At 48.7% G+C, this 26,434-nt stretch carries 29 protein-coding genes; 18 read left to right on the plus strand and 11 right to left on the minus strand.

The window, feature by feature from the left end:
- Positions 1–3: 3 nt before the first annotated feature.
- The 3 genes from htpG to CBE68_RS11150 all read right to left on the minus strand — a co-directional run bounded on the left by htpG (position 4) and on the right by CBE68_RS11150 (position 3,896).
- Positions 4–1,923: a molecular chaperone HtpG gene (gene htpG / locus CBE68_RS11140; RefSeq protein WP_087506168.1), complete on the minus strand. Its 1,920-nt coding sequence runs from the start codon at positions 1,921–1,923 to the stop codon at positions 4–6.
- A 156-nt stretch (positions 1,924–2,079) separates the two neighbouring features.
- Positions 2,080–2,682, minus strand: a complete 603-nt coding sequence (gene recR / locus CBE68_RS11145; protein ID WP_087506169.1) for a recombination mediator RecR — start codon at positions 2,680–2,682, stop codon at positions 2,080–2,082.
- Positions 2,683–2,786: 104 nt separating this feature from the next.
- Positions 2,787–3,896 (minus strand): enoyl-CoA hydratase/isomerase family protein, encoded by a 1,110-nt coding sequence (locus CBE68_RS11150; RefSeq protein WP_087506170.1) that lies wholly within the window; start codon positions 3,894–3,896, stop codon positions 2,787–2,789.
- Positions 3,897–4,383: 487 nt separating this feature from the next.
- Between CBE68_RS11150 and CBE68_RS11155 the strand changes: the two genes are divergently transcribed.
- Both CBE68_RS11155 and CBE68_RS11160 read left to right on the plus strand, forming a co-directional pair.
- Positions 4,384–4,737 carry a hypothetical protein gene (locus tag CBE68_RS11155; RefSeq protein WP_087506171.1) on the plus strand — a complete coding sequence of 118 codons (354 nt, stop codon included), beginning with the start codon at positions 4,384–4,386 and terminating at the stop codon, positions 4,735–4,737.
- 95 nt (positions 4,738–4,832) lie between these two features.
- The gene (locus CBE68_RS11160) at positions 4,833–5,591 is read left to right on the plus strand and encodes a hypothetical protein (RefSeq protein WP_087506172.1); all 759 of its coding nucleotides are present in this window, start codon (positions 4,833–4,835) and stop codon (positions 5,589–5,591) included.
- A gap of 157 nt (positions 5,592–5,748) precedes the next feature.
- Here CBE68_RS11160 and CBE68_RS11165 read toward each other — a convergent pair whose 3' ends face one another.
- Positions 5,749–6,540: a DUF3025 domain-containing protein gene (locus CBE68_RS11165; RefSeq protein ID WP_158100580.1), complete on the minus strand. Its 792-nt coding sequence runs from the start codon at positions 6,538–6,540 to the stop codon at positions 5,749–5,751.
- The gene (locus tag CBE68_RS11170; protein WP_087506174.1) at positions 6,537–7,340 is read right to left on the minus strand and encodes a 23S rRNA (adenine(2030)-N(6))-methyltransferase RlmJ; all 804 of its coding nucleotides are present in this window, start codon (positions 7,338–7,340) and stop codon (positions 6,537–6,539) included. Before CBE68_RS11170 ends, CBE68_RS11165 begins: the two co-directional genes overlap by 4 nt.
- Positions 7,341–7,454: 114 nt before the next feature.
- Here CBE68_RS11170 and CBE68_RS11175 point away from each other — a divergent pair, with 114 nt between their 5' ends.
- The 9 genes from CBE68_RS11175 to CBE68_RS11215 all read left to right on the plus strand — a co-directional run bounded on the left by CBE68_RS11175 (position 7,455) and on the right by CBE68_RS11215 (position 15,260).
- The gene (locus CBE68_RS11175) at positions 7,455–9,092 is read left to right on the plus strand and encodes a cation:proton antiporter family protein (protein WP_087506175.1); all 1,638 of its coding nucleotides are present in this window, start codon (positions 7,455–7,457) and stop codon (positions 9,090–9,092) included.
- Between the two features lie 205 nt (positions 9,093–9,297).
- Entirely contained in the window at positions 9,298–9,807 is a 510-nt protein-coding gene (gene crr / locus CBE68_RS11180; protein WP_087506176.1) for a PTS glucose transporter subunit IIA, read from the plus strand.
- Between the two features lie 341 nt (positions 9,808–10,148).
- On the plus strand, positions 10,149–10,916 hold the full coding sequence (modA, locus tag CBE68_RS11185; RefSeq protein ID WP_087506177.1) for a molybdate ABC transporter substrate-binding protein: 768 nt from the start codon (positions 10,149–10,151) through the stop codon (positions 10,914–10,916).
- Between the two features lie 104 nt (positions 10,917–11,020).
- The gene (modB, locus tag CBE68_RS11190) at positions 11,021–11,701 is read left to right on the plus strand and encodes a molybdate ABC transporter permease subunit (RefSeq protein ID WP_087506178.1); all 681 of its coding nucleotides are present in this window, start codon (positions 11,021–11,023) and stop codon (positions 11,699–11,701) included.
- 8 nt (positions 11,702–11,709) lie between these two features.
- Positions 11,710–12,774 (plus strand): molybdenum ABC transporter ATP-binding protein, encoded by a 1,065-nt coding sequence (gene modC, locus CBE68_RS11195; RefSeq protein WP_229744744.1) that lies wholly within the window; start codon positions 11,710–11,712, stop codon positions 12,772–12,774.
- A 131-nt stretch (positions 12,775–12,905) separates the two neighbouring features.
- Positions 12,906–13,262 carry an arsenate reductase gene (locus tag CBE68_RS11200; RefSeq protein ID WP_087506179.1) on the plus strand — a complete coding sequence of 119 codons (357 nt, stop codon included), beginning with the start codon at positions 12,906–12,908 and terminating at the stop codon, positions 13,260–13,262.
- 12 nt (positions 13,263–13,274) lie between these two features.
- Complete coding sequence (gene dapE / locus CBE68_RS11205; protein WP_087506180.1) at positions 13,275–14,408, plus strand: succinyl-diaminopimelate desuccinylase; 1,134 nt, start codon at positions 13,275–13,277, stop codon at positions 14,406–14,408.
- Positions 14,405–15,082, plus strand: coding sequence for a M15 family metallopeptidase (locus CBE68_RS11210; protein WP_087506181.1), 678 nt, complete (start codon positions 14,405–14,407; stop codon positions 15,080–15,082). The genes dapE and CBE68_RS11210 overlap by 4 nt, the downstream gene beginning before the upstream one ends.
- A gap of 4 nt (positions 15,083–15,086) precedes the next feature.
- Positions 15,087–15,260 (plus strand): DUF2897 family protein, encoded by a 174-nt coding sequence (locus tag CBE68_RS11215; protein ID WP_087506182.1) that lies wholly within the window; start codon positions 15,087–15,089, stop codon positions 15,258–15,260.
- Here the strand turns inward: CBE68_RS11215 and bamC are convergent.
- Together bamC and dapA are read right to left on the minus strand one after the other, a co-directional pair.
- Positions 15,257–16,375 carry an outer membrane protein assembly factor BamC gene (bamC, locus tag CBE68_RS11220; protein WP_158100581.1) on the minus strand — a complete coding sequence of 373 codons (1,119 nt, stop codon included), beginning with the start codon at positions 16,373–16,375 and terminating at the stop codon, positions 15,257–15,259. The genes CBE68_RS11215 and bamC overlap by 4 nt on opposite strands.
- Positions 16,376–16,392: 17 nt before the next feature.
- On the minus strand, positions 16,393–17,274 hold the full coding sequence (dapA, locus tag CBE68_RS11225) for a 4-hydroxy-tetrahydrodipicolinate synthase (RefSeq protein WP_087506184.1): 882 nt from the start codon (positions 17,272–17,274) through the stop codon (positions 16,393–16,395).
- Between the two features lie 184 nt (positions 17,275–17,458).
- Between dapA and bcp the strand changes: the two genes are divergently transcribed.
- Entirely contained in the window at positions 17,459–17,923 is a 465-nt protein-coding gene (gene bcp, locus CBE68_RS11230; RefSeq protein WP_087506220.1) for a thioredoxin-dependent thiol peroxidase, read from the plus strand.
- On the opposite strand, the gene CBE68_RS11235 is transcribed toward bcp, so the two are convergent.
- Together CBE68_RS11235 and CBE68_RS19080 are read right to left on the minus strand one after the other, a co-directional pair.
- Complete coding sequence (locus tag CBE68_RS11235) at positions 17,920–18,999, minus strand: AI-2E family transporter (RefSeq protein ID WP_087506185.1); 1,080 nt, start codon at positions 18,997–18,999, stop codon at positions 17,920–17,922. The genes bcp and CBE68_RS11235 overlap by 4 nt on opposite strands.
- A 15-nt stretch (positions 19,000–19,014) precedes the next feature.
- Positions 19,015–19,281 carry a sulfurtransferase TusA family protein gene (locus CBE68_RS19080; protein ID WP_087506186.1) on the minus strand — a complete coding sequence of 89 codons (267 nt, stop codon included), beginning with the start codon at positions 19,279–19,281 and terminating at the stop codon, positions 19,015–19,017.
- A gap of 129 nt (positions 19,282–19,410) precedes the next feature.
- Between CBE68_RS19080 and bepA the strand changes: the two genes are divergently transcribed.
- The 3 genes from bepA to CBE68_RS11255 all read left to right on the plus strand — a co-directional run bounded on the left by bepA (position 19,411) and on the right by CBE68_RS11255 (position 21,890).
- A complete protein-coding gene (gene bepA / locus CBE68_RS11245; RefSeq protein ID WP_456298994.1) occupies positions 19,411–20,895 on the plus strand; it encodes a beta-barrel assembly-enhancing protease in 1,485 nt (494 codons plus the stop codon).
- 100 nt (positions 20,896–20,995) lie between these two features.
- Positions 20,996–21,352: an arsenate reductase (glutaredoxin) gene (gene arsC / locus CBE68_RS11250; protein WP_087506188.1), complete on the plus strand. Its 357-nt coding sequence runs from the start codon at positions 20,996–20,998 to the stop codon at positions 21,350–21,352.
- Positions 21,353–21,491: 139 nt separating this feature from the next.
- Entirely contained in the window at positions 21,492–21,890 is a 399-nt protein-coding gene (locus CBE68_RS11255) for a DUF2069 domain-containing protein (protein WP_087506221.1), read from the plus strand.
- Here the strand turns inward: CBE68_RS11255 and hda are convergent.
- Together hda and CBE68_RS11265 are read right to left on the minus strand one after the other, a co-directional pair.
- The gene (hda, locus tag CBE68_RS11260; RefSeq protein ID WP_269844730.1) at positions 21,884–22,594 is read right to left on the minus strand and encodes a DnaA inactivator Hda; all 711 of its coding nucleotides are present in this window, start codon (positions 22,592–22,594) and stop codon (positions 21,884–21,886) included. The genes CBE68_RS11255 and hda overlap by 7 nt on opposite strands.
- A 17-nt stretch (positions 22,595–22,611) precedes the next feature.
- Positions 22,612–23,727, minus strand: a complete 1,116-nt coding sequence (locus CBE68_RS11265) for a DUF2066 domain-containing protein (protein ID WP_087506189.1) — start codon at positions 23,725–23,727, stop codon at positions 22,612–22,614.
- A 226-nt stretch (positions 23,728–23,953) separates the two neighbouring features.
- Here CBE68_RS11265 and purM point away from each other — a divergent pair, with 226 nt between their 5' ends.
- Genes purM through CBE68_RS11280 form a run of 3 tightly spaced genes read left to right on the plus strand, consistent with a single transcriptional unit; the run spans position 23,954 to position 26,421 of the window.
- Positions 23,954–24,994, plus strand: a complete 1,041-nt coding sequence (gene purM / locus CBE68_RS11270) for a phosphoribosylformylglycinamidine cyclo-ligase (RefSeq protein ID WP_087506223.1) — start codon at positions 23,954–23,956, stop codon at positions 24,992–24,994.
- On the plus strand, positions 24,994–25,641 hold the full coding sequence (purN, locus tag CBE68_RS11275; protein WP_087506190.1) for a phosphoribosylglycinamide formyltransferase: 648 nt from the start codon (positions 24,994–24,996) through the stop codon (positions 25,639–25,641). The genes purM and purN overlap by 1 nt, the downstream gene beginning before the upstream one ends.
- A gap of 24 nt (positions 25,642–25,665) precedes the next feature.
- On the plus strand, positions 25,666–26,421 hold the full coding sequence (locus tag CBE68_RS11280; protein ID WP_087506191.1) for a DUF3108 domain-containing protein: 756 nt from the start codon (positions 25,666–25,668) through the stop codon (positions 26,419–26,421).
- Positions 26,422–26,434: the final 13 nt, after the last annotated feature.

Genomic DNA, 26,434 nt, shown 5'->3' on the forward strand with positions numbered 1-26,434 from the left:
ATTTTAGCCTTGGTTAAGCAACAACTTATTGACCCGAGCCACGAAAGAAGCAGGATCATCCAGCGTGCCTTGCTCTGCCAAAGTCGCTTGGTCCAACAGCAATTGACTCCACTCGGCGAAGGTATCTTCCGCTTGCAGGGCATCCATTTGCTTGACCAGATCGTGCTCTGGGTTTACTTCCAGAATGAACTTCTGCTCTGGTACCGGCTGACCAGCAGCCTTCATCAGCTTAACCATCTGGCTCGACATGTCGTGCTCATCAACCACGATACAGGCTGGCGAATTGGTCAAACGATGCGTGACGCGGACTTCTTTCACTGCTTCACCCAGTGACGTCTTAATTCGCTCAACCAAGCCTTCCGACGATTCTTCCAAGGCCTTTTGCGCCTCTTTGTCAGCATCATCTTCAAGATCGCCAAGATCCAGAGCGCCGCGGGTCACTGAAACTAACTGTTTGCCATCAAACTCGTTTAAGTGACTGATTAACCACTCATCAACGCGCTCAGACATCAGCAGCACTTCAACGCCTTTCTTGCGGAATACTTCTAAGTGAGGGCTGCTCTTGGCAGAGTTAAAGCTGTCAGCAACCACATAGTAAATCTTGTCCTGACCTTCTTTCATGCGCTCAATATAGTCAGCCAAGGCAACAGTTTGCTCTGCCGTGTCATTTTCAGTTGAAGCAAAGCGCAACAAGCCAGCAATTTTTTCTTTGTTGGCAGCATCTTCAGCCGGGCCTTCTTTCAGCACGTTACCGAATTCTTTCCAGAATTCCTGATACTTGTCGGCGTCTTTCTTCGCTAGTTTTTCCAGCATTTGCAGCACGCGCTTGGTACAAGCTTTGCGCATGGCATCGGTGACTTTGCTGTCTTGCAGTAATTCACGCGACACGTTCAGTGGCAGATCATTGGAATCCAGCACACCTTTGACAAAACGCAGGTAGGTAGGCATGAACTGCTCGGCGTCGTCCATGATGAACACGCGTTGCACGTAGAGCTTAAGACCGTGCTTAGACTCTCGGTTCCACATATCGAATGGCGCGCGCTTTGGAATAAACAGCAAGCTGGTGTAATCGTGAGTGCCTTCGACACGGTTGTGAGACCAAGTCATTGGCGCTTCAAAGTCGTGAGAAATATGGCGGTAAAACTCACCGTACTCGTCGTCAGAAATATCTGATTTTTCGCGAGTCCATAACGCCTTTGCTGTATTTACCTTGTCCCAGCTAGCAGGTACCGCAGCGATTTTTTCGCCGTCAGGGCCATCTTGTTCTGGAACTTCTTCTTTCCACATTTCTACCGCAATAGAGATGTGGTCTGAGTATTTGTTGACGATCTGACGCAAACGCCAGTCATCGAGGAATTCTTTCTCTTCGTCACGCAAATGCAGAATGATGTCGGTACCGCGATCGGTTTTGTTGATGTCTTCAACAGTGAAATCGCCCTCACCCGCCGACTCCCACTGGACACCAGCATCAGCGCCAAAGCCAGCAGCACGAGAACGGACCGTGACGCGGTCAGCAACGATAAATGCTGAATAGAAACCAACACCAAACTGGCCAATCAATTGCGAATCTTTCGACTCATCGCCACTCAGTTGGTTGAAAAATTCCGACGTGCCAGATTTAGCGATGGTGCCCAGATGTTCAATCACCTGATCACGGGTCATACCGATACCGTTATCGGAAATGGTCAATGTCCCGGCGTCTTTGTCGGCACTGATGCGAACACGCAGTTCGCCATCATTTTCGTACAGATCATTGTCTGACAAAGCTTTAAAGCGCAGCTTATCGGCAGCATCGGCGGCGTTGGAAACCAACTCACGAAGGAAGATTTCTTTGTTTGAGTACAGGCTGTGGGTTACCAGATGCAGCAATTTGCCGACTTCGGTTTGAAAGCCATGGGTTTCGCGTTGTGCAGTTTCGCTCATCTTAGGTCCTCTATCTCAATCTTGCGGTCAGAGCTATTGTTGGATTGGGATATAAGGGCAGTGATTTCGATTTCAAGGGGAAAAGTGCAGTCGATGCAAAATTTGCTGGTGTCAACGGCTTGGCTCGGGCCGGAGAGCGACCGGCCAAGCTCAACATCAACTCATGGAGGTGCGGCCAGCAAATGAGCGCGCCAGCGTGGTGCCATCAACATATTCCAATTCACCGCCAACTGGCACACCATGAGCAATACGCGTTGCCTTTACGCTGTGACGACTACAGATCTCGGCAATGTAATGAGCCGTCGCATCTCCCTCTACGGTTGGGTTTGTCGCAAGAACCACTTCTTCGATTTGGCCTTTCGCTAATTGCTGTTCAAGCAAACTCAGGCCAAGTTGTTCTGGCCCGATACCATCCAGCGGCGATAGGTGACCATAGAGAACAAAATACAAGCCATTGAACTGACCACTTTGTTCCAGTGCCATCAAATCAGCGGGTGATTCGACTACAGCTAGAACAGTCGCTTGACTGCGTTTTGGGCTCTGACAAATGGCACACAAATCTTGCTCGGTGTAATTGCGGCACTGCTGACAATGACCGACCTCAGCCATTGCTTTTTGCAAGGCATTGGCCAACTCGTTAGCGCCATCACGATCGCGTTCTAACAAATGAAAAGCGGCGCGTTGGGCCGACTTACGGCCGACCCCAGGAAGGCAGCGCAGCGACTCAATCAGTTGTTCTACTAAAGGGCTAAATTCCATCAACGGTGTCCGTGATTATTATCAATGAAGCAAAGCAATCGAAACAGCGGTCATTCTGCCATAAGGTTGACTGCGTGGCGAAGCGCAACAACAAACGAAATGAGTTAATCGCGCAGATCCACCAGCGGATGCTGAGGTTGCGACCAAGGCGATGTCAGTAGTCCGTCGATGAGCGCTGCTGGCACGTCAACTATATCGGCATAGTGCCATTTGGGCTTTCTGTCTTTATCAATCAGCAAGGCTCGAATGCCTTCGGTAAGTTCGCCATGACGGCCAAGGTTGGCAACAATCGCAAGTTCTAACCGGAAACAATCAGCCAAACTCATGCCTCGAATGGCTAGTTGTCGCCAAATGATTTGCGCCGAAATTGGACTACCGCTAGCCAGATTCTGCGCCGCTTTCTTAATCCAGCCATCGTTGCCTTGATAATCATTGAGCCGCTGCTGGATAGCCACCAGCGAATCACCAGTACACAGTTGTTCAATCAATTCGATTCGCGATGTAAGCCATCCTTGGGATGGTTGCAATATCCGATACTCATGCAGCAGTTCTGACAGCGATTGATGATCAGAGCCATCAGCCTGCCACGACAATAGTTGCAGCTGGTTAATAATGGACTGCTTTTGATCATTCTTAATCTGTTCATCGGCCAAGCTCAGTGCGACCGCATCAACGCCATTAATCTGGCTACCCGTTAACGCCCAAAAACGAGCCACCTCAGGCTCCATGCGATTGAGAAACCAAGTACTGCCGACATCTGGAAACAAGCCGACCATGACTTCTGGCATCGCCAGTCGAGCTCGTTCGGTGACAACACGATGACTGGCGCCGACCAACAAGCCAACTCCGCCGCCCATGACAATGCCGTCAGCCCAGACCAATAACGGTTTGGGAAAATGAAAAATAGCGTGATCTAAGCGATACTCCGCGGCCAAAAATTCTGCCAGCTCTGGCTGCAACTGATTGGGATTGGCAGTCATCATGCGGTGCATGCTGAACAAATCTCCACCAGCACAAAAAGCCCGGTCACAATTGCTATCCATCATCACCGCGACAATGCGATTGTCATAACGCCAACGCTCTAACTGCTGATGAATTTGCGCAATCATGGTGGCGTTCAGGGCGTTCAAGTGTTCGGGGTGATTCAGCGTCAACCGGCCGATACGCCAACCATTAGCAGTAGGAATAGTTTGGCTGAGAACCATATCGGTCATAGGGTTACCAATTGATGTTGGTCGCCAACGATGCGACGGGATAAGAATAGTTGGCTCTTGTGGCTTACACGGCAAAACAACATCAAAACAAACAGACCTTTGTGATACTCATCAAATGAGCGGTGCGCAGCGCTAAGGTGAGGCTACTGAATACCGGCTTGAAGGTCGGCATTTTAAATCATGGTTCGCTAATGTAACAAGACTGGTAATTGCGCTGAGTCAACTCAAGCCGCTGCAAAGCGCCCCATCAGGCGAGCAACACTCCACTGCGATCGAGCCAATTTGAGCTGTATCGCTGATTTTTAGCGGCGAACAAGATATATTAAATCTCACGAAGGGAATCAATCGGTTAGAGCATTCTGCTGATGCCAAGCCTAAAGGACATAGGCGAACACTCTCCGAAAACATCCCCATTTTCAAAATAGGTGTACAGTCCACCTATCTGGATAGTACGGGCTTGGTATCCCTGCTAAGTGTTAAATAGCTTATGAGCAAGTTCAAACACCACAAGTATTTTGCTAAGGAGAAGAGTATTCAGTCTTACCTCCTTCCAAATGTTTGCTTTAAGTGCCAGAAGAGCTTTAAAAAGCCTAGCTCTGAAGACGCCAGAGTTTGTCCCGATTGTGGTGGAGAATTGATTGAGTTAAGTCGTAAATTCTCTGCACCTAAATCAACTGACACAGCGCAGTGGAAAAAAGTAAAATATCTAGTCGATAATGGCTTTTATTTTCAATCAGTCTATGAGTTAAGAGAGGATGGCGGTCACTATAAAGTCGATTATCCTGCTACTTTGTCAGAGGCAAAAGAGTTCGTTGTTAGATTTAAAGACCAAGCTATTTAGCAAGTAGCTCAAGATTACTCCGGCCACAAAGAAACTTGGCCTCCATGGGAAGCCTATACTGCGTTCCGGCTCCCCTTAGCTAGACGTTAAATTCCATGAATAAGCTTTCAGTACTGTTAATAATTGTATTTTTGGTAACTTGCGATAGCTCGATTCCGGAGCGGAAAGAAGTTGAAAGCTCTAGCGAATTTCTGGGCAAGACATTTGTAACGAAACTTCCTCTTGCCTACAAAATGAATTTACCTAGGTATGACAAGGTGTCTAGATATATCAGGCGAAATTCGACAACAATATTCGCTGATGAGGTTGACCGAACAATAACGGGTATTCTCAGCGACTGCGGTAATTGTATGGGGGAGGATAGGATAACAACTCCTATCAGGATTAAGTATATCCCTGTCGGCACTAAGTTCACCGTGGTAGATGAATACCTGTATTACAGCTGGAGGATTAAAGGTCCGACGAATATTCATATTCTCATATTGAAAGATGATTCTGGCAACTTGTCGGAGGTGAGTGAACTTGCTTTTGAGCTAGATTTCGTGGATGAGCGTTTTATAGGCCGAACACTTATTAAAGAAGAGGTTTTTGCCTTAAAAAATATCTATGTACTGCAAGAAAATCAGAATTTAAAGTTAGCTTTTTGTATCGCACAATGGTTAGAGGAACCGGGTGATCTAAGTGATTTCGTATCTGATTTTCAACTAGGAAAAGAGATGGCCTTTCGACCAGAAAGCTTAATTTGTAATAACGGCTATGAAATCACATTCAAGACTACCGAGGCCTATTTAACATCCATATATTACTTCCAAGATTGGGGGCTAATTGGAGAATGGAAAGAATTTAACAAGTAAAGCCAGTAGGACGTGCTTATCGGCACAACTCTGCTTTGGGCGTTGATATGATTCCCGCTACCAATAGGCGCAGCTATTCCCCTACCGAACATTGATTTCCGGTATTAAACAATCTGAATAAGTGACCTTTGGCAAGTAGGTGTCGGCTGATGGCTGGTTAGTCGATTCTTTTGGGGCGGAAGTAGCTTTGATTATCAAAAAAGCTCGCTTCCACCGGTTCTTGGTGCCAACCCGGTACGCCAAGAATCGGCAATGGTTTTAACTGGCGAGGCGATTCGAGCGTTGGCAGTTTCGCTGCTAGGAGCCTATCGGCTTCGGCGTATTGTTGGGTCTTAGTCAGTGACGAAAATGCTTGGTCCACATTGAGCACCAGCGCTTTGCCGCACCAACCAATGTGTGGAGTGAATGCCTGTTCGTAAAGCGCATGACCAATGACAAGGGGAACAATGCTCTGACCCCAACCTGAACGCCAATGCCAGAACAAGTCGTGCCATTGGTGTGCCGCTAGCGCATCACTCCATTTCGAGTCACTACAAAGCAGTAACACCCCGCATTCATCCAGCAAAGTCAGCGCATCACGCCGTTTAGTCCGCCGTTTGCCATAGCGACTGATATCCGTCACATGCAGTTGATTCATCACTTGCTTGCTCAACGGAAATTGACTCCAGATCACCGCATTAAAAAAGTCATGCCAGTTGTTTCGAGTCGGTACCGCATTGAAATCAGCGACGTAGCTTTCGTAGCTCAAGCCGGTTTGGTCAAACGTGGTCTGAGCGATCAGATCGATGCCTGATAACTGCAACCGTTGAGCTAACAAGCAAGGCTCCGGCCAAGCGGCTAAGTCACGAGTCGCTTTTGCAGGGCTTGTCAGATTGGCAAAAAGTGGTGAATGACATTGCCAATCGGGATGCCAACGACATGCCGAGTTAGACAAGGTTGCGTCGCTCATATGGAGGTAATGTCGAAATGTTTGGCTTGGCATTTCATGGTGTGAGCCATCCAGTCAATCACCCGCCGAGCCGCCCCCATGATCAGCGGATCAGCGCGGTAAAGCAGCTGACAGCCAAGCATGCCCGTGGTGTTCCAAGTGACCTCAGAGACGGTCAAATTCATGCTCACAGCTAATTTACGAATATCACGGTGGGATACATTACGACTGGATGTCAGGCTATCAGGCAAAGGCAGCCACATGAGCATATCCACTGGCAATGCCATCATTTGTGCCAGCGATTGCCAACTGGGGTAATCGGGGTGGCGGCGAGAGCGAATACCGGGCGGATCAATCAACACGAAATCGGCTTGCTCTAATAGCAAATCATTGACCTTCACTTCACTTTGGCCAACGTACTTAGCGTTCGGAAAACTGTCTTTTAACGCATTGACACAAACTTCAGAGGTGTCCCAAAGCAACAATTGCGGTTTGAAGCCATGCTGAACGATCAACTGTTCAGCAAATTTTGATGAGCCGGGGTAGAAAGGTTCGGTTTGGGTCTTAGTGGCGCTGACGTGCTGGTGCCAATAACGCACCGAACTCAACGGCGGAATATTAATATCAAGCAATTTAGCGGCGCCTTTGCGCCAGCCTTTACTTTGCTCGATGGCATATTGCGGCCGGCCAGCAAAGGTGTCGGCATAACAGAAAAACTTTCCTTGATGCTTTTCTAATTTTCCATCGAGCAGTTGGCAAAGCGTTAAGTGCTTAAACACATCGCCAAGATTCCCCGCTTTGGTTTTGTGTTCGTAGGCCATTGTCACTCTTTTTTCTGTCGCAATGGCGGCAAAGATAACAAGTCTGATTGGTCAAAACCAGATCCAATGCTATGGTGCAAACCAATGAGGTTCGCAACAATCTGAAAGGTATTCATGGAGTCAGCTCTTTTAGATATCGCTTTTGCCCTTGGTTTAGGGATGATGGCCACTCGATTTGGACTACCACCATTGGTGGGATTCTTGATCGCCGGATTTGCTCTTCACTTAGTTGGCGTTGAAGCCACCGAAGAAATAGGCATTTTGGCCGACCTCGGCGTGACCTTGCTGTTGTTCACCATCGGCCTCAAACTCAACGTCAAATCACTTGCAGCGAAGCCCTTCTGGGGCAGTGCACTGCTACAAATGACGGCGTCGGTAGCATTGTTCACCCCCATGCTCATGATGTTCGGGCTCTTTGTGCCGCTGCCGCTATTTGAACAACTGGACTGGCAAACTGCGGCATTACTTGGCTTTGGTTTGAGCTTTTCAAGTACCGTGTTCGTAATCAAAATTCTGCAAGAGAAGGGCGAAGGCCAAAGCCTTTACGGGCAACTGGCCATTGCCATTTTGATTATTCAAGACATCTTTGCCGTGGTTTTCTTAACCATATCGAAAGGTGTCATGCCCAGCATGTGGGCCTTTGCCTTGTTGCTCATTCCGCTATTCAGGCCGGTTTGGTTTGGTCTGATGAAGCGTGCCGGTCACGGTGAACTACTGGTTTTGTTTGGCCTATTTATGGCCTTTGGTATGGGCTACGGGCTGTTTACCATGGTTGGTATCAAAGGCGATCTTGGTGCCTTGCTCATGGGGATCATGCTGGCACCGAGTAAGAAATCAGATGAGCTGATGAAGTCTCTTTACAGCATGAAAGAACTGTTCCTCATCGTGTTCTTTTTGGAAATTGGCATGCGCCAATTCCCAGGTTCAGATGCCATCGCTGTGGCGCTGATCTTGTTGCTCCTGTTGCCCATCAAGTCGCTCATTTATGCCGCCGCAATCCGCTGTTTCAACATGCGCATTCGAACGACATTAATGGCTTCGGCTTCGTTAACTAACTTCAGTGAATTCGGTCTAATTGTCTGTGCTATTGCGGTAAACGCTGGTTGGTTATCTCAAGACTGGCTGACAACGGTGGCGCTAGCGCTGGCGCTAAGTTTCATTCTTTCTGCGCCGCTTAATCAGCAAGTCAGCAAGCTCTATGTCAACCTAAGGCCGAAGCTCGGCTGGCTTCAACCAAGACAACTGAATGATTTAGATCGACCGATTGCTCTTGGCAATACACAGTTTTTGGTGGTCGGTATGGGCCGCATTGGCACCGGTACTTACGAGTATTTAAATGCCCATATTGGCGGCACCGTGACCGGTGTTGATAGTGATTCTTCGCGTGTTGGTCACCATGAGCGTCAGCATCGCAATATCATTCATGCAGATGCGACTGACCCGGATTTTTGGCACAAAGTTGAATTATCAGGATCTCTTCGAGGTATTTTCCTGGCGATGCCGGAGCATACCGGTAACTACTATGCCGCCAAGCAACTATCAAAGACCGACTATTCTGGCGATGTTGCCGCTGTGGTCCGTTACTTTGACGAAGAGAAACAAATGGCACAACTCGGAGTCACCAGCGTGTTCAACGTATACCGAGAAGCGGGTAAAGGTTTTGCCCAAGATAGTTGTGAGCGCCTTGGCTTCATTGAACAGCAAACGACTCATTTTGAAGATGCTGAGGCAACTGCCATGGAAAAAAGTTAATAATAGGCAATCGGTGATACACTTCAGTTAAAAATGCAGCAAAATTATCAATGAGTTGTTGCAAATCTAAACAATAAAAACTAAACCTCATAGCATTGCTTTTGGTTTTGTATTGGCATGGCAAGAGATATTTTTCTAATTAATCTTGTTGGTGTTAGACTTACCGGCACAGTGATTTAGGCAACCATGATAGGAGCCAGAAAACATGGGTTTTTTCAATAAACTGAAAAAACTGGTTAGCGATGAAGCCGACGCAACCAATGGTATTGAAATTTATGCTCCAGTGAGCGGCGAAATCGTCAATATTGAAGACGTGCCTGACGTTGTATTTGCTGAAAAAATAGTAGGTGATGGCATCGCTATTCACCCAACTGGCAACCGCATGGTGGCTCCTTGTGATGGCACAATTCGCAAAATTTTCGAAACCAACCACGCCTTTAGTATTGAGTCAAACAGCGGTATCGAGCTGTTTGTTCACTTTGGCGTCGATACTGTTGAGCTTAAAGGTGAAGGGTTCAAGCGTATTGCGCAAGAAGGCCAGAAAGTAAAAACCGGAGACGTCGTCATCGAATTTGACTTACCGCTGCTAGAAGCCAAATCAAAATCAGTGTTAACCCCAGTGGTGATTTCCAACATGGATGAAATCAAGCAGCTGGATAAACACTCCGGCAAAGTATCGTTGGCCGAGAGTGTGGTTCTGACGTTGCGTAAATAAGCCCTTGCTAAAGCATCATCATCAAGCCTCCATTGTTGGAGGCTTTTTTGTATTTTGAAAAATCGGTTCGAGAGTGAGCAGCAACGGCGCTGCCACAAACCAATCAACGTTGCCATCTGTTGTCGTAAAACAGACATCGCTAGTGCATCACTGTCGCTTGTTCGGTGATGTCTGTTAGCTTGCCTATCTGACGCAGTGCGGCTTTCACTGCACTGCCCCCAAAGCAAAGGCTTGGTGTTATTTTTGCAAAGCTGTAATTATTACTTGCTGGCTTTGCGCCACAGTTCTGGCACTCTTAGTTAAGTCAGCTTTCAAATAAGGATTACTCGTCGTTGAAAACAGTGACAACCTTGCTCCGTCGTTTGCCATTCGCAGTGATCTTGACCCTCGTAGTAACAGCCACCGCTCAAAGTGGCGAAGTTCGAGTTGCTGTCGCATCTAATTTTTATCGACCAATGCAAGCACTGGCCAATGACTTTGAGCAACGCAGCGGCCACCAAGTATCGTTGTCCGCTGGCTCGACCGGTAAGTTGTATGCGCAAATTATCAATGGCGCTCCTTTTGATGTCTTCGTGGCTGCCGATCAGGCAAGACCGCAAGCCTTGATAGAACAAGATTTAGCAACAGCCGATTCACTAATGACGGTCGCCATTGGGCAACTGGCATTGTGGTCAGCCGATGCCAAGTTAATTACAGGGCAACAACAGCTGCAGCCCAATTCAACAATCAAGCGACTGGCCATCGCCAATCCCAAATCGGCCCCGTACGGCGCCGCGGCAATCGCAGTGATGGAACAGCTCGGCGTGGCGCAATACTGGTTGCCACGCTTGGTTCAGGGGCAGAACATCAGTCATACCTACCAATACGTCAGTAGTGGTAATGCCACCGCAGGGTTTGTTGCGGTATCACAGGTGTACCAGCAAGGTCGACTCATCGCTGGCTCTGCTTGGTTGGTCCCAAGTTCACTGCATCCAGCATTGAAGCAAGATGCCGTGTTGCTCCAATCAGCAACGACAAATCAAGCAGCACAAGCGCTTATCGAATACTTGCGTTCAAATGCCGCCAAAACAATCATTCAATCGTTTGGTTACCGGACACAAAGCCAATGATTTGATAGGCTTAAGTCAACGACTATGACAATCACAAAGGCCATATCACTGATGGATACCAGCGACCAAGCATGGCCACAGCGGCATAGGCAAGAGGAACGTCCATGAGCGGTGTTGACTTGACTGTGGTTTGGCTGACACTGAAGTTAGCCTCAGTGGTCACACTATTGCTACTGGTTATTGCCACCCCAGTGGCTTGGTGGCTATCGCAGACTCAATCCAAGTTGAAGCCGGCTGTTAGTGCCATCTTTGCCATTCCGCTAGTGCTACCACCAACGGTATTGGGCTTTTATTTGTTACTACTGTTGGGCCCCAACGGCCCTGCAGGGCAGCTATCGGCGGGGCTAGGCCTTGGCACCTTGCCGTTCAGCTTTGCCGGTATCGCCATTGCATGTGCCGTTCATTCATTGCCATTCGTTGTACAACCCCTGCAAAACGCATTTGAGGCTATTGGCAAGCGGCCGCTTGAAGTGGCTGCAACACTCAGGGCATCCCCTTGGGACACTTTTTGGCATGTTGTCGTGCCAATGGCTAGACCCGGATTTTTCACCGCCATTGTGATGGGTTTTTGTCATTCAATTGGCGAGTTCGGCGTGGTGTTAATGATTGGCGGTAATATTCCCGGCGAAACAAGAGTGCTGTCAGTTGAAATCTACAATCATGTCGAAGCCATGGAATACAGTCAGGCCCATTGGCTCGCCGGCGGCATGGTGGCATTCTCGTTCGTGGCATTATTGGCAATCTACATCATCAACCACAGGGCAAACCGGCGAGGTACACTGTAGTGGCGATAGTGGCAAAGTTTCGCGTTGAACGCGAAGGCTTCACTCTGGATATGGCGCTCAACTTGCCGGCGACGGGGATTACTGCGCTTTATGGCGCATCAGGTTCGGGCAAAACCACTTGCTTACGCGCTATCGCGGGACTCGAACGTCTGCCGAATAGTTTCTTTCAAATTGGTACTGAGGTTTGGCAAGACGAGTCCAATGGTATTTTTGTGCCCCCTCATCAACGCCAAATCGGTTACGTGTTTCAGGAAGCAAGTTTGTTTCCCCATCTCGACGTTGCTGCCAACCTACAATTTGGCCAAAAGCGAATCGCAGCGGCAGAGCGGCAGGTGTCTGAATCCCATATCATTGAATTATTGGGCTTGAAACCACTACTAAAACGTTCGCCTGCGGCCTTATCCGGCGGGGAAAGGCAACGCGTCGCAATTGCCCGAGCATTACTGACTTCGCCGCAATTGCTGCTAATGGATGAACCGTTATCAGCGCTGGATCGGGCCCTCAAACAAGAAATACTACCCTACCTTGAACGACTCCATCAGGAGTTGGCTATTCCTGTCATCTATGTCAGCCATGCTGCTGATGAAGTCACTCGCTTGGCGGATCACTTGGTATTGATTGATGGCGGCGAAGTCAAAGCAGCAGGACCAATCAAACAAGTACTGCTCGATCATCAGCATGCCGAATTGTTCAATGATGGCGCCAGCTCCGTCATTGAGGGCCAGATCAGCGGCCATTTGGAGCACTATGCCAGCGAGCTTCGCTTTGGTCGTTTTGCCCTGCGATTGAGTCAGCAAGATCATCCAGTGGGTCAACAGCTACGCTGCCGCGTGTTTGCCTCCGATGTCAGTGTTTGCCTCACGCAACCCCATGACACCAGTATTAGTAATATCTTTCCTGCCAAAGTGAGTAGTGTCGGCGATGGCAGAAGGCCGGGTGAAAAACTAGTGACATTACAACTCGATCAACAACAACACCTGTTGGCACAACTATCGAGCCACTCGGTGGAACGACTACAAATACACCCTGGCCATCATGTCTGGGCACAGGTCAAATCTGTTGCGGTGCTCTAAGTGGCAGCGGTCCAGCGGAGTCATCAGGTGCATGTTCATGCGAGCTGAGTGAATCATTAGTCAATCAACTCCTGCCTGTCGAAAAGATTGTGATATTCTTGGCCCAATTTTGATTGCGCCATAGGGATCACATGTCAACTCATCACGCCACTGTTTACGGTATATCCAACTGCGATACGGTTCGCAAAGCTCGCAAGTGGCTCGAAAAAAACGCTATCGACTTCAATTTTCAAGATGTTCGCGAACAACCGCTAGCACAGTCGCAATTGGCTGAGTGGGCGAGTCAAGTTGGCTGGGAAGTACTGTTTAACAAACGTTCTACCAGTTATCGAGGGCTTAGCGATGAACAAAAACAAAACCTTGATGAAGCGTCGGCCGTTGCCTTAATTCTTGAACAACCGACATTAATGAAACGCCCGGTATTGATCACTGGTGACACAATAATCGTTGGCTTTAATGACAAACTTTACAGCCCATTGCTGCCATAAGGAAACTAGTGAATGACTCATCCAACTATTGAGCTAGCGAAAGAGTTGATTTCTCGCCCATCAGTGACACCGTTGGACGAAGGCTGCCAAGAGTTAATGATTGAGCGCTTAGTCAAGCTAGGCTTTCGTATCGAGAAACTGCACTTTGAAGATACCTTGAATTTCTGGGCTCGCCGCGGCGATCAAGCCCCCGTATTGGGGTTTGCCGGTCATACCGACGTCGTGCCTTCTGGCGACCCAGCCAAATGGCATACGCCACCGTTCGAGCCAACCATTATTGATGATCACCTCCATGGTCGTGGCGCAGCGGATATGAAGGGTTCGTTAGCTGCCATGATTGTCGCTGTCGAACGCTTTATCGCCGAACACCCCAATCATCAAGGATCATTGGCTTTTCTAATTACCAGTGATGAAGAAGGGCCATTCGTCAATGGTACCGTTCGAGTCATCGAACATTTGGAGCAACGCCAGGAAAAAATGACTTGGTGTGTGGTCGGCGAGCCGTCGAGTACCAATCATGTCGGTGATGTCGTCAAGAACGGGCGCCGAGGATCACTCACAGGTGAGCTCGTGGTGAAAGGGGTTCAAGGTCACGTCGCCTACCCTCATTTGGCTGACAACCCAGTGCACAAAGCCGCGCCTATGCTGGCAGATTTGAGCAGCAAGCATTGGGACAATGGCAATGACTACTTCCCACCTACGAGCTTTCAGATTGCCAACATTAAAGCTGGCACAGGCGCATCCAATGTTGTTCCGGGAGAGTTGGATGTCATGTTCAACTTCCGCTTCAGCACAGAAAGCAGCTCTAAAGGCCTGGTTCAACGCGTAGAAAGCCTGATTGATAGCTACGGCCTCGATTACGATTTGAAGTGGACCTTTAATGGCGAGCCGTTCTTAACTGATACCGGTAAATTGCTCGATGCCGTGAGAATTGCAATTAAGCAGGTGAATGGCCAAGAGCCTGAGTTACTGACGACTGGGGGCACTTCAGACGGTCGCTTTATCGCCCCAACAGGCGCCCAGGTCATTGAACTCGGCCCATGCAATGCCACCATTCATAAAGTAAATGAATGCGTCAAAGTGAACGACTTGATTCAGTTGACTGACATGTATCAGGGCATCATGGCGCACCTACTCACCGAATGACAGAGTTACAAACCGCACACTGGTTAGGGCTCGACTCATCTCACCTTAGCCCCATTGACGACCACCATGGCCTGATGCAGCCGACCAAGCAGGCTTGGTTAGCCATGGTGGAAGCCGCTGCGAACGACGGCCTGACACTCAATTTGGTCAGCAGCTATCGCAGTTTTGGGCGCCAGCAAGTCATTTGGGATAACAAGTTCAATGGTCACCGCCCAGTGCTTGATGATCACAATGTGCCGGTGGCTATGGCGCAACTGACTGAGCTTGAGAAGATATTGGCAATTATGCGCTTCTCGGCATTACCTGGCACCAGCCGCCATCACTGGGGCACAGATTTGGATGTGTACAGCAAACCTTTGCAACAACAGCCGCTACAGTTAGTTGCTAGCGAATATCAATCCGGCGGCCCTCAATTTCAAACTCACCAGTGGTTACAGCAGCGCGCCCATGAATTCGATTTTTTCTTTCCCTATAGCGATGATTTGGGCGGTGTAGCCTGCGAGCCTTGGCATCTCAGTCATCGGCCAATGGCAGAAAAAGTGGAATCCATGCGACAACCTGAAGCGATACTTGACGCAATCGTCAATGCTAATGTCGCAGGTCAAAAAACTATCGCGGCTAACTTCGATACTCTGTTCGCACGATTTGTATCACCAATTAGCCGTCTAAGGTAAGGACATGGGCACAGAGTTATCTGGTTGGAGTATTGCGGTCATCATCTTGCTGGTGTTGGGCGTGATTGTCAGCAATCTAATGGTATTAAAGTATTCGGCCAAAATGAAATGGCCCAAGCGAGAGGACCTTGTCGATCCCATGGCTCGGGCCAAATATAACAGCGAAAAAGACGATTAGTTGGTGGTCATTCGCTCCAGTGCTTCGCGCATGGAGTGATAGGCCTTGGTCACTTCCTGTTCGTTCAATGGTTTGTTGTCATCGTTAAAGATGCTAATACTTGTGGTTTGACCACGGTCGCCAAAGAATAGTTTGTAGTCACCAGATTCAATACCTAGACCGTCTTCGTCATCGGTTACAAACAGCTTTCTGAAGCTCCAATTGGACGGTACGTTGACGAAATAAGTCGCCTGAGTGCGGTCCTTATCTTCAACAATAAAGCCTGCTGCCTCGAGCAAGGATTCAGCATTCTTCCACGCCTGATCAAACGGCACAGCGGCAACAATTGACGCTAAACCTTTTTGATCAACTTGCAGCGACAACGCCATTGCCCGTTGTTGCTCGAGAGACTTCTCTTGGCGCAACAACTGCATGTCTTGTTGATATTGCTTTACCACGCCGTTGAGTACGTTGACAGTAAAGTTATCTCGTTCAACCTGAGTCGGTTTATTACGCTCCAATTTGCTATCAAAGTAGCGCTCGAAACCGACCATTGCCGCACTTAGCTTGGCAGTTCGGCCGGTGCGACCAACCTCTAGGTTGAAGGCGTAGCGGGCGCGGACTTCCAAGTCACCTCGGCGGTCCATGAAATAGTCTTCCAAACCGAAAAAGTAGTTGGGATCTTCATCACGGTGGGCAACAAACCAATCGGTGACCAAGATGCCACCTTCTTTGTCCCAAAAACGCGCGGCAATGCCACGTTGTTGAATCAGCCCCCACAATGAATTCCAGATACCATCAACCGGATTGTCTCCGTCGGTGCTGGTGATATCGAATTCGATTGAAGCTCTGCGCTCATCCCCCTGTGGGCGCAAGCTACCATCAACTAAGGTCAGAACCTGAATAGGTGCAGAAATAGCCAAATCGGCTCCAACGGCAGTTTCCTCACTTTCTTGCACCGGTGGAATATAGTAATCCGCCCGTTTCGGTGGTGCAGTTAAATCTCCAGGCACCTGAAACTCTGGGTGACTTTTTTCTTCGAGGTATTCAAAGTCAGAACGAGCTCGATAGTCATTTCCGGTACAACCTGCCAATACGACCCCGGCAGCTACTGCACCGAATACTAGCTTATTCAAGATGTTAATCTCCCGACTTACAGAGTTAAACCAGCATCAATCATGGCTTTTTCCATCACTGCCTGATTCGATTCAGATAAGGTTGTTAGTGGCAAACGCAAAGCCGGTGAAGCAGCGCAACCAAGACGCCAAATACCCCACTTAACTGGAATTGGGTTAGCTTCGACAAACAAGTTTTCATGCAACGGCATCAGTTGTTGATTAATCGCTTGTGCTTGCGCAATGTCGCCAGCCTTTGCCAAACGACACATTTCAGCCATTTCTGCTGGTGCCAGGTTGTTGGTCACCGAAATGACGCCATCACCACCGTCAAGCATAAATTGCAAGCCAGTTGCATCATCGCCACTGAGCAAGACGAAATCATCACCACATCCGTGACGCAGGGTTGCGACGCGAGACACGTCGCCGGTGGCTTCTTTTATACCGATAATGCCATCTACTTTAGCCAGCTCAATGACAGTTTCAGGCAACAAGTCAACCGCTGTGCGACCTGGCACATTGTATAGAACCTGCGGCAGCGAACTGTTTTCGGCAATGGTTTTGTAGTGCAAGTACAAGCCCTGCTGCGTTGGCTTGTTGTAGTAAGGTGTCACACTTAAGCAAGCTTTGGCGCCGGCCTTTTCTGCACCATGGGTCAATTCCAATGCTTCTCTGGTGCAATTTGCTCCAGTACCAGCAATAACATCGATACGACCAGCGGCAAATTCGACGGTCTTTCGGATCACCTGTTGGTGCTCTTCAACACTCAGCGTCGCCGATTCGCCCGTTGTACCAACAGCAACAATACCGCTAGTACCCGATTCAATATGCCACTCAACTAACTGAGCGAGCGCGTCGTAATCTACGTTGCCCTGATCATCCATGGGTGTGATCAGCGCGACGATGCTTCCTGACAGCATGTAATTTTTCCCCTGAAAACCTAAGCGCTCTATGGTAATTTGCAGCCTTGTTAAAGACAAGGTTGAACTGCGCACGAATCAGCATCGTAATCACATCTAAGTGGTATCAATGGATACTTTTCAACCAACCGTTAAGGTCAAGCAGAAGACTTGGCCTGATTTCAATAACAAACAAGGATTAGCCATGAACCCTATTCAAGCCGGAAGCCAAGCGCCAGCGTTCGAGTTACCCAACCAGAATGGCGAGATCGTTAAACTCTCCGACTACCAAGGGAAAAAGGTGCTGGTGTATTTTTACCCGAAGGCACTCACTCCCGGTTGCACCACCCAAGCATGCGGTTTGCGTGATAGCAAAGCCGAGTTAGATGAATTAAATACAGTAGTCTTTGGTGTCAGCCCAGATCCGGTCAAACGTTTGCCCAAATTCATCGAAAAATACGACCTTAACTTTGACCTGCTATCGGACGAAGATCATGCTATCGCAGATGCTTTTGGGGTTTGGGGATTAAAGAAATTTATGGGTAAGGAATACGATGGCATCCATCGCATTTCATTCCTGATCAATGAACAGGGTGAGGTTGAACACGTCTTTGACAAGTTTAAAACCAAAGAGCACCACGATGTGGTGCTCAGCTATTTGAACGATTAACCTTGAGTCTGTGGCGGCGGCTCATCAGACTGAGTCGTCGGCCATGCATTGATCACTGCTTTGACCAATGTTGCTAGCGGAATAGCAAAGAAGACGCCCCAAAAGCCCCAAAGCCCACCAAATACCAACACGGCGATGATAATGATCACCGGATGCAAGTTCACCGCCTCAGAAAACAGCAAAGGTACCAGCAAGTTGCCGTCCAGAGCTTGAATCACCCCATAGCCCAACATCAGGTAACCAAAATCAGCCGTTAAGCCCCACTGAAACAATCCCACTAAAGCGACGGGAATGGTCACTAAGGTAGCGCCAACGTAAGGGATCACCACCGATAACCCGACCAGCACCGCAAGTAACGCGGCATAGCGCAAATCGATGGCGATGAAGAACACATACGATGCGATGCCAATGACCGCAATTTCTATCAACTTACCACGGATATAGTTGATGATTTGCAAATTCATCTCTTCGCCCACTTGGTTAACCAACTGACGATTTGCCGGCAAGAAGTGGCTCATGCCAGCTAACAGCTCATCTTTGTCTTTCAAAAAGAAAAACACCAGTAATGGCACCACGATAAGGTAAATCAGTACGGTGACCAAGCTGACCAAAGATTGCAGTGAGGTGGACACAAATGTCTGGCCATAAGATAGCACCGAGTCACGAATGTTATCGGTGATCAGGCCAATTTGGTCTTTACTAACAAATTGCGGGTAGGTTGATTGCAACTCCCACAAACCATGGCGAGCCTTTTCAAACATCACTGGCAACTCGGTGACCAAGTTGACGCCCTGGCCCCAGATCAACGGGATCAATCCCAACACCCCAATCAGCAACAAACCGACAAATAGTATTAACACTAAAGATGTCGCTAAGCCGCGCCGGACCCCGATACGCTCAAGCTGACCAACCGGCCAATCGAGAATGTAGCTAAAGGCAATAGCTAAGAAAATTGGCGCCAGTAGTGAGCCCCCAAAGTAAATTAGGAGAAAACCAATTAACAAAATGGTGAACAAACTAACCGCAGCGGGGTCAGAAAATTTACGCTGATACCAACGCTTCATCATCCGTAACATACAGCGATGAACTCCTTAGGTTGAGGCTGAACTAGCGTGATCCGAAGTCAATAAAAAAACGACTCGAGTTTCATTATTAGTATTAAAAACGCTAGCTTGCAAAGATCTGACACGGCACCAGTCAAGGATATCCGCTACACTCGAAGGGTCTTTGAAGTGAACTTGAAGCGACTCGCCCGGCTGCAGTTTCAACAATGCGTGCTTGCATCGTACAAATGCCATGGGGCAGCGCTCACGGGTCAAATCAAGCGTGTTAGTCAGAACTTGTGGCTGTCGTTGCATGATGGTGATTATTTCAGTCTAAACCAGCGCTGACAATGGCATTTTTAAGCAAGACTTGGTTAAACTGCTCTCTTAGCATGACCAAGCCAATTATCTCAATGGTCATACAATCAACGGAAAGACAGACTTTTGAATGTAATTAAACGCCTGACGGCAACTTTTACCAAATGTCGCCCTCTAGCACTGGCGACTGTCATGACTGCCGTGCTTGCGCCGGCGAGCCAAGCCGTCACAACAGGCAACAATCTGCCAGATATTGGCACTGCGGGCTTATCTGCACTCACTCTCGAGAAAGAGCGGATGATAGGCGATATTTCAATGCGTCAAATCCGTGGTGCTTACCCGCTAATTCACGATCCGGTGTTGCAAGAACACCTCGAATCTCTCGGTTACCGCTTAGTAACGGCAACCAAACAACCGATTCATCCGTTCAAATTTTTCTGGGTCAATGAAACCAGCATTAACGCCTTTGCCTTTTTTGGCGGTCATATTGGCGTCCATAGTGGCCTTTACTTGCACGCCGACTCTGAAGGTCAAATAGCTTCGGTTCTGGCGCACGAAATCGCGCACGTTAACCAACGCCACCTGGCACGCCATATTGAAGCGCAAATGCAGAATCAACCGGCAACACTTGGCGCTGCACTAGGCTCGATCGTACTTGCCGTACTGGCACCGCAAGCAGGTATTGCTGCGTTGCAAACAACCATGGCGGCGTCACAGCAAATGAGTATTAACTTTACCCGCAAAAACGAGGCTGAAGCAGACCGCATTGGCATGCAAACTTTGGTGGCAGCAGGTTATGACCCGTATGCCGCGGCGGAATTCTTCGCCAAGATGGCCGCGCAGTATCGCTATGTCAGCAAACCACCCCAGTTTTTGTTGACTCACCCCATTCCAGAAAGCAGGGTGGCCGATGCGCAGTTACGGGCCCAACAGTTTCCTCGACGAGCCTATCCGGTGAGTGTCGATTTTCAATTTGCCAAAGCACGAGTTGAAGCGCGTTATTCTGGCAAATCGTCGAAAGTGATGGTGCAGGAATTTCAGCGCCGGGTAGATAAAAAAGAAGGCCGTTTGGTCGATGCTGCTGTTTATGGCTTAGCTTTAGCGCAGTTTGACGACGGCAATGGCAAGCAAGCAGCGCGCACCATAGCGCCGCTGCTAAAAAAATATCCACGTAATTTGTTCGTCATCGATGCCATTACCGATATCGATATGGAAACGGGCAATGGTGAACGGGCCGAAGCTCGATTGAATGATTTTTATCAGTACATGCCCAACAATCAGGTTATCACCCTGAACTATGCCAACATTCTGATTAAGCGCAACAAAGCAGATAAAGCTATCGAGCTACTCAATCGTTTTCGGGTCAAACACTCGGAAAACATGGTGGCATTAGCACTATTGAGCGATGCCTATTTGAAGCAAGGGAACACCGGTCAGCATTACAGTGTGAAGGCCGATCGACTTGCCTTGATGCTGCAGTATGAACAGGCTATTGCGATGTTAGAACGGGCGTTGCATGCAACCCCTGATGACAACAATATTGAGATTGTGAAGCTCGAAGCGAAGGTCCGCCAATACCGTAATGATCTGGCGAAATTGAAGGCTTTGTAATCACAGGTTAGACCTTAGTCTGCTTGCAGCATTCGATACCACGTGGCATAAAAGCGAATCATTTTTGTTCAATTAAAACTATAAACCACAGAGAAAGTGCATGAACACCTATCGCATTTACCATAACCCACGCTGTTCAAAGTCACGCCAGACACTGGCTTTGTTGCAAGAAAATGGTATTGAACCAGAAATCGTTGAATACCTGAAAACTCCGCCAACGCCAGACGAAATCGAAAACTTGGCAGAATTGCTGGAGCTAACCCCGCGCCAAATGATGCGCACGAAGGAAGCCGAGTATAAAGAGCAACAGCTCGATGGCGATGATGTCACCGCTGCCGCGCTGATCAATGCGATGGCCAAAACACCTAAATTGCTTGAACGACCAATCGTAGTGAAAGGCGAGCAAGCCGTTATTGGCCGACCGCCAGAAAATGTCCTGTCGTTGATCAACGACTAATTGAATACCGTACTACAAGACAACAGGCCCACATCTGCGGAATAAGCGGTGTGGGTTGCATTGGCGTTAACACCGCTATAGGCTGCCAGCCACAACCATGTCATCGACAGTCATCTACGACTCAAACAGACAAGAATTCATGCAAAAAGTAACTGCCGTTTGTTGGCTATCAAAAGTTGGCTACTTTGGCCTCTACGCACTGATCGTACTCTGGCAAGGAGTGCTATCGCCACATCCACACGTATCATCATTGTGGCTCACTGTTTTGTGGCTGGTGCCGTTATTGTTTCCGCTGCGAGGCATTATCGCTAACAATCCATATACCCATGCTTGGAGCACCTTTATTGCGTTGCTTTATTTAATGCATGGTTGCGTGCAGATCTATGTCGAGCCAGCCGAGCGCTGGTTGGCGTTTATTGAAATTGTTCTGGTGAGCTGCTGGTTAGTGGGTTCAATCTTGTTTGCTCGCTGGCGCGGCAAGCAACTGGGGTTGGGGCTCAAAAAACGCAATAATGCCAAGCCATCGAGCGATCAATAACCTAGCACTTGCTTGATAAATGGTACCGTCAATTTACGCTGCGCCTGCATTGAAGCGGTATCTAACTTGTTGAGGGTGAGCCATAAGTCAGCCATATTGCGGCTCGCTCGATGCAACAAAAAACGCCCCGCTTCGTCAGATAGCACTAATCCCCGCATGTTAGCTCGAAGCTGCAAAATAGCTAATTTGCTGTCATCGTCGGGCGCCGCAAGCTGATAGCTAGCCCCCCAGTCAAGACGCGATGTCAAATCAGGCAGCTGCAGTTGCAAATGACGAGCCGCCGCATCGGCGCTGACGATCAGCACCTTCCCCTGCTCTTTAACGCGATTAAACAAATCAAAAATTGCCTGCTCCCAAGCCTCATGACCGGCAATTTCGTTCAGATTGTCTAGCACCACCAAATGCAGGTTTTCCAGGCCTTCAAGCATTTCAGGCGCCATACTGGCATGGTGTTGCAGAGGAATGTAACTACTTGGCTGATGGCAGCTAGCACACCAGTTTAACGCGGCGTGTAACAAATGACTTTTACCACTGCTCGCAGGCCCCCACAGATACAAGAAGCCACCTGAGTCGGAGTTAAGTGCCTGTTTCATGGCGGCGACAAGGACTTCATTACCAGCGCTGTAAAAACTGGCAAAAGTCTCATCATCGGGAAGTTGAATGGCCAGCGGCAACTGGCCAGAGTTATCGATTGTCAGAACCAACCCACCTTAAATCAGCACTACATTTGCCACATATAAGATGGCATCGCAGGCTTTGTTTCAGGAGCTTGCTGATCGACGGCAGTGTTCTCTTCTACCACGTTGCCATCGGCTCCAACCATCGGAGTTTCAAACGTTTCCATGGCTTGGAGTTGCTTATCCAACGCCAATGCGCGATAGAAATCTTGCGCTGCGCCCAACAGATTGACGCGGAATATCGCGTAGTTGGCACTAAAGTCCTGTAAATCGACCTGCGATACCATTGCCATTGACGACAAGCTTTGTTCGGCTCGAAGGACACGAGACAAATCAGTTAAATTGTGGATCTTGACCTGAACACTATCAGTGGCAGAGAGCCCCGCTTGCGTTGCATACTGCTGACCGAAGACATCGGCCATTTGTTCCAGCCATTCAGGTAATAAGGTGTTTAGTTCGCCTTGCAATTGGCTTTGGTGCCATGCCTTAGCAATCGCATTTGGCTGCATATCAGCTAGCTGATAGACCGACCATTGAAGTTGATATTGCTCACCAGAGAGTTGGTAGAGCTTTGCCATGACCATCTGATCGGCACTATAACGAGCGGATGCTTGTATCGCAGGTACAGGGAAATTACCCCATACATCAGCGGCATCAACCAACATGATGTCGTCAAGATCAAGCAACGGCAGCATCATCGGCACGCCTCGTTGGCGTAATACGTCAGCAAGGTTAGCCTCTGCGAGAAGCGGGCTTTGTTCACTCACAAGCTCTCGCTCAAAATTCTGCTCAGTGGCCAACCAAACGATGGTCATTGGCCGCAAGCTTCCCCAAATCGGCAGGTTCGCCTGTCTTAGCAAACGATCAACCGCTTCTTGATTAAAGGTCACTTCAAGCCAGCGTTTACCGCCTTCATCAATGTACCCGTATTGAACCAAGTACTGTCGTACCGAACTTTTTTGTCCGATCACCAAAGCATTGCTCAAGGCATTGCGCTGACCGGAAACACGGACCAGAACCTGATCAAAGCCTTGTGATAAGCCTGTTTCTAACTTTAATGATGCATCCACACGCGCGGTGTACAAATTGGCCACTTCAGTAGCGACGCTGGACAATGGGCTTAGCAGCGCGATCAGTAGCAAAACAACTCGACGACTCACAGTATTTCCTTGTCAGGCCATATAGCCCAAGTGCAACAAAGGGGTTATTCAAGTGGCATGTATAGTAGCAATTCCAATCCGCACTGACGAGCAAGTCAGAGATTTCACCAGCAAATCGTGCGATTTTACCGAATTAAACCGGATCTTGGTCTCTAATAGTTTCCCCTTTACGCAAGCGTTGGTAGAATACCGCGTCTTTTTTTGGCCAGTTCGACTGAGGTTACAAGTGAGCGAGAATAAACCTTCTTTGAGTTACAAAGACGCGGGTGTTGATATCGATGCCGGTAATGCGTTGGTAGACCGCATCAAACACGTTGCGAAACGCACATCCCGTCCAGAAGTCATGGGGGGTTTAGGTGGTTTTGGCGCCCTTTGCCAATTACCCAAAGGCTATGACGAACCTGTGTTGGTTGCCGGCACTGATGGTGTGGGCACCAAGCTCCGTCTTGCTATTGATTTAAAAAAGCACGACACCGTTGGTATCGACTTGGTCGCCATGTGCGTTAACGATTTGATCGTCCAAGGTGCAGAGCCGCTGTTTTTCCTCGACTACTATGCCACTGGCAAGTTGGCCGTTGACACCGCCGCTGACGTTGTGACTGGTATCGGCGCTGGCTGTGAACTGTCCGGTTGTGCTCTTATCGGCGGCGAAACCGCGGAAATGCCGGGCATGTATGAAGGCGATGACTACGACATGGCAGGCTTTTGTGTTGGTGTCGTCGAAAAATCAAAAATCCTCGACGGTACTAAAGTCGCCGCAGGTGATGCCCTGATTGCCCTAGGCTCTAGTGGCCCGCACTCTAACGGTTACTCGTTGATCCGCAAAATCTTAGAAGTATCGGGTGCCGATACCAGCGAAGCATTTGGCGATAAAACCTTAGGTGAAGCTTTGCTTGAGCCAACTCGCATTTACGTCAAATCAACCTTGGAACTGCTTAAAGCAGTTGACGTACACGCCATCAGCCACATCACAGGCGGCGGTTTCTGGGAAAACATCCCCCGTGTACTTCCACCTCAAACGAAAGCTGTCATCGATGGTAGCTCTTGGCAATGGCCTGAAATCTTTAACTGGTTACAAGCTCAAGGCAACGTTGAAACGCACGAGATGTATCGTACCTTTAACTGCGGCGTAGGCTTAGTCGTTGCCCTGCCACAAGAGCAAGTCGATGAGGCGCTAGCGTTGCTGCAACAACATGGCGAGAATGCTTGGCTGATTGGCTCTATCGCAGCGGCCGAACAAGGCGAAGAACAGGTCGAAATCAAGTGATGACAGAACCCGCACGCATTGTTGTGCTCATTTCGGGCAATGGCAGCAATCTGCAAACCATTATTGATCATACCGCGAATGGTCAGATAGACGGTCAAGTGGTTGGAGTCATCTCCAACCGCTCCGATGCTTATGGTCTGGAGCGCGCTGCGTCGGCGTCGATACCGACTAAAGTGCTGGAGCACGCACTGTTTGCTAATCGCCAAGATTATGATGAATCATTGGCCGGCTTGGTGGATACCTTCGAGCCTGATGTTATTGTTCTTGCTGGCTTCATGCGGATTTTGACACCGCAATTTGTGCGCCGATTCCAAGGTAAGATGATCAACATTCATCCATCCCTACTGCCAAAGTACACCGGCTTGAATACCCACCGTCGGGCAATCGAAGCGGGTGACAAAGAACATGGCTGTTCAGTTCATTTTGTCACTGAAGAATTAGATGGCGGACCAGTGATTCTGCAGGCCAAAGTCCCAATTTTTGAAGATGATGATGAACAATCGGTGCAACAAAGAGTCTTAGAACAAGAGCACCGGATTTTCCCGCTTACAGTTCAATGGGTTGCTACCGGGCGCGCAAAACTGATTAATGGCATTGCTCAATTGGATGGAAATCCTTTAACATCGGCAGGGTACGCTTCAGATTAACGCTAATTATTAAGGGGATTTATCATGCGTCATTGGTTGCTACTAGCATCCATAGCTTTTTTCGCAACACCGAGTCACGCGGATGATCCCTTTGAATTAGTCGCCTTTCAAAGCACCTACAAAGTATTTCGTAACGGCAGTGAAGTTGGCACCGGCAAACGCACCTTTCATCACAGTGCCGATGGCCGTTGGTATTTTTGCTCCGAAAGTAACCTTAATTGGTTCATTCTCTCCGACAAACGCAAAGAACAGAGCTGGGTAAAGTTGACCGGTGGCCAAGTCAACTCTGTTGAATATCAATTCAATCGCTCCGGCACGGGCCCGGACAGGGAAAGCCACATCATTTTTGATGATGCCAAAAAGAGCCTGACTGACATTTACGATGATTATCCATTAGAAACAGAGTGGACCGCTGACCTACTCGATCCAGTTGGTTATCAGTTGCAAATGCGCCTTGATGTCGCTGCCGGTAAGAATGAGTTGCTCTATCCAGTGCTCTACAAGGGCGAGCGCCGTGAATATCGCTACGAAGTGGTTGGTGACGAGATAATTGAATTACCGATTGGCCAAGTTGAAGCGGTAAAACTCAAACGAATTCGTAAAAACAATCGTCGCGAAACATTTGTTTGGTTGTCGAAGAAGCACGATTACATCGTTGCTCGGATCTGGCAGGCAAAGGATGGTGATGAACAAGCCGACTTGCGCTTGGCTGAATTTGAGCTGCTCAATGAAGACAAACAAGAAGCCAAAGCCGAGTCGCCAATTGAGGCGAAATCTTAACCGATCTTTGGCA

Source organism: Neiella marina, from assembly GCF_002165625.1.
Lineage (GTDB): Bacteria > Pseudomonadota > Gammaproteobacteria > Enterobacterales > Neiellaceae > Neiella > Neiella marina.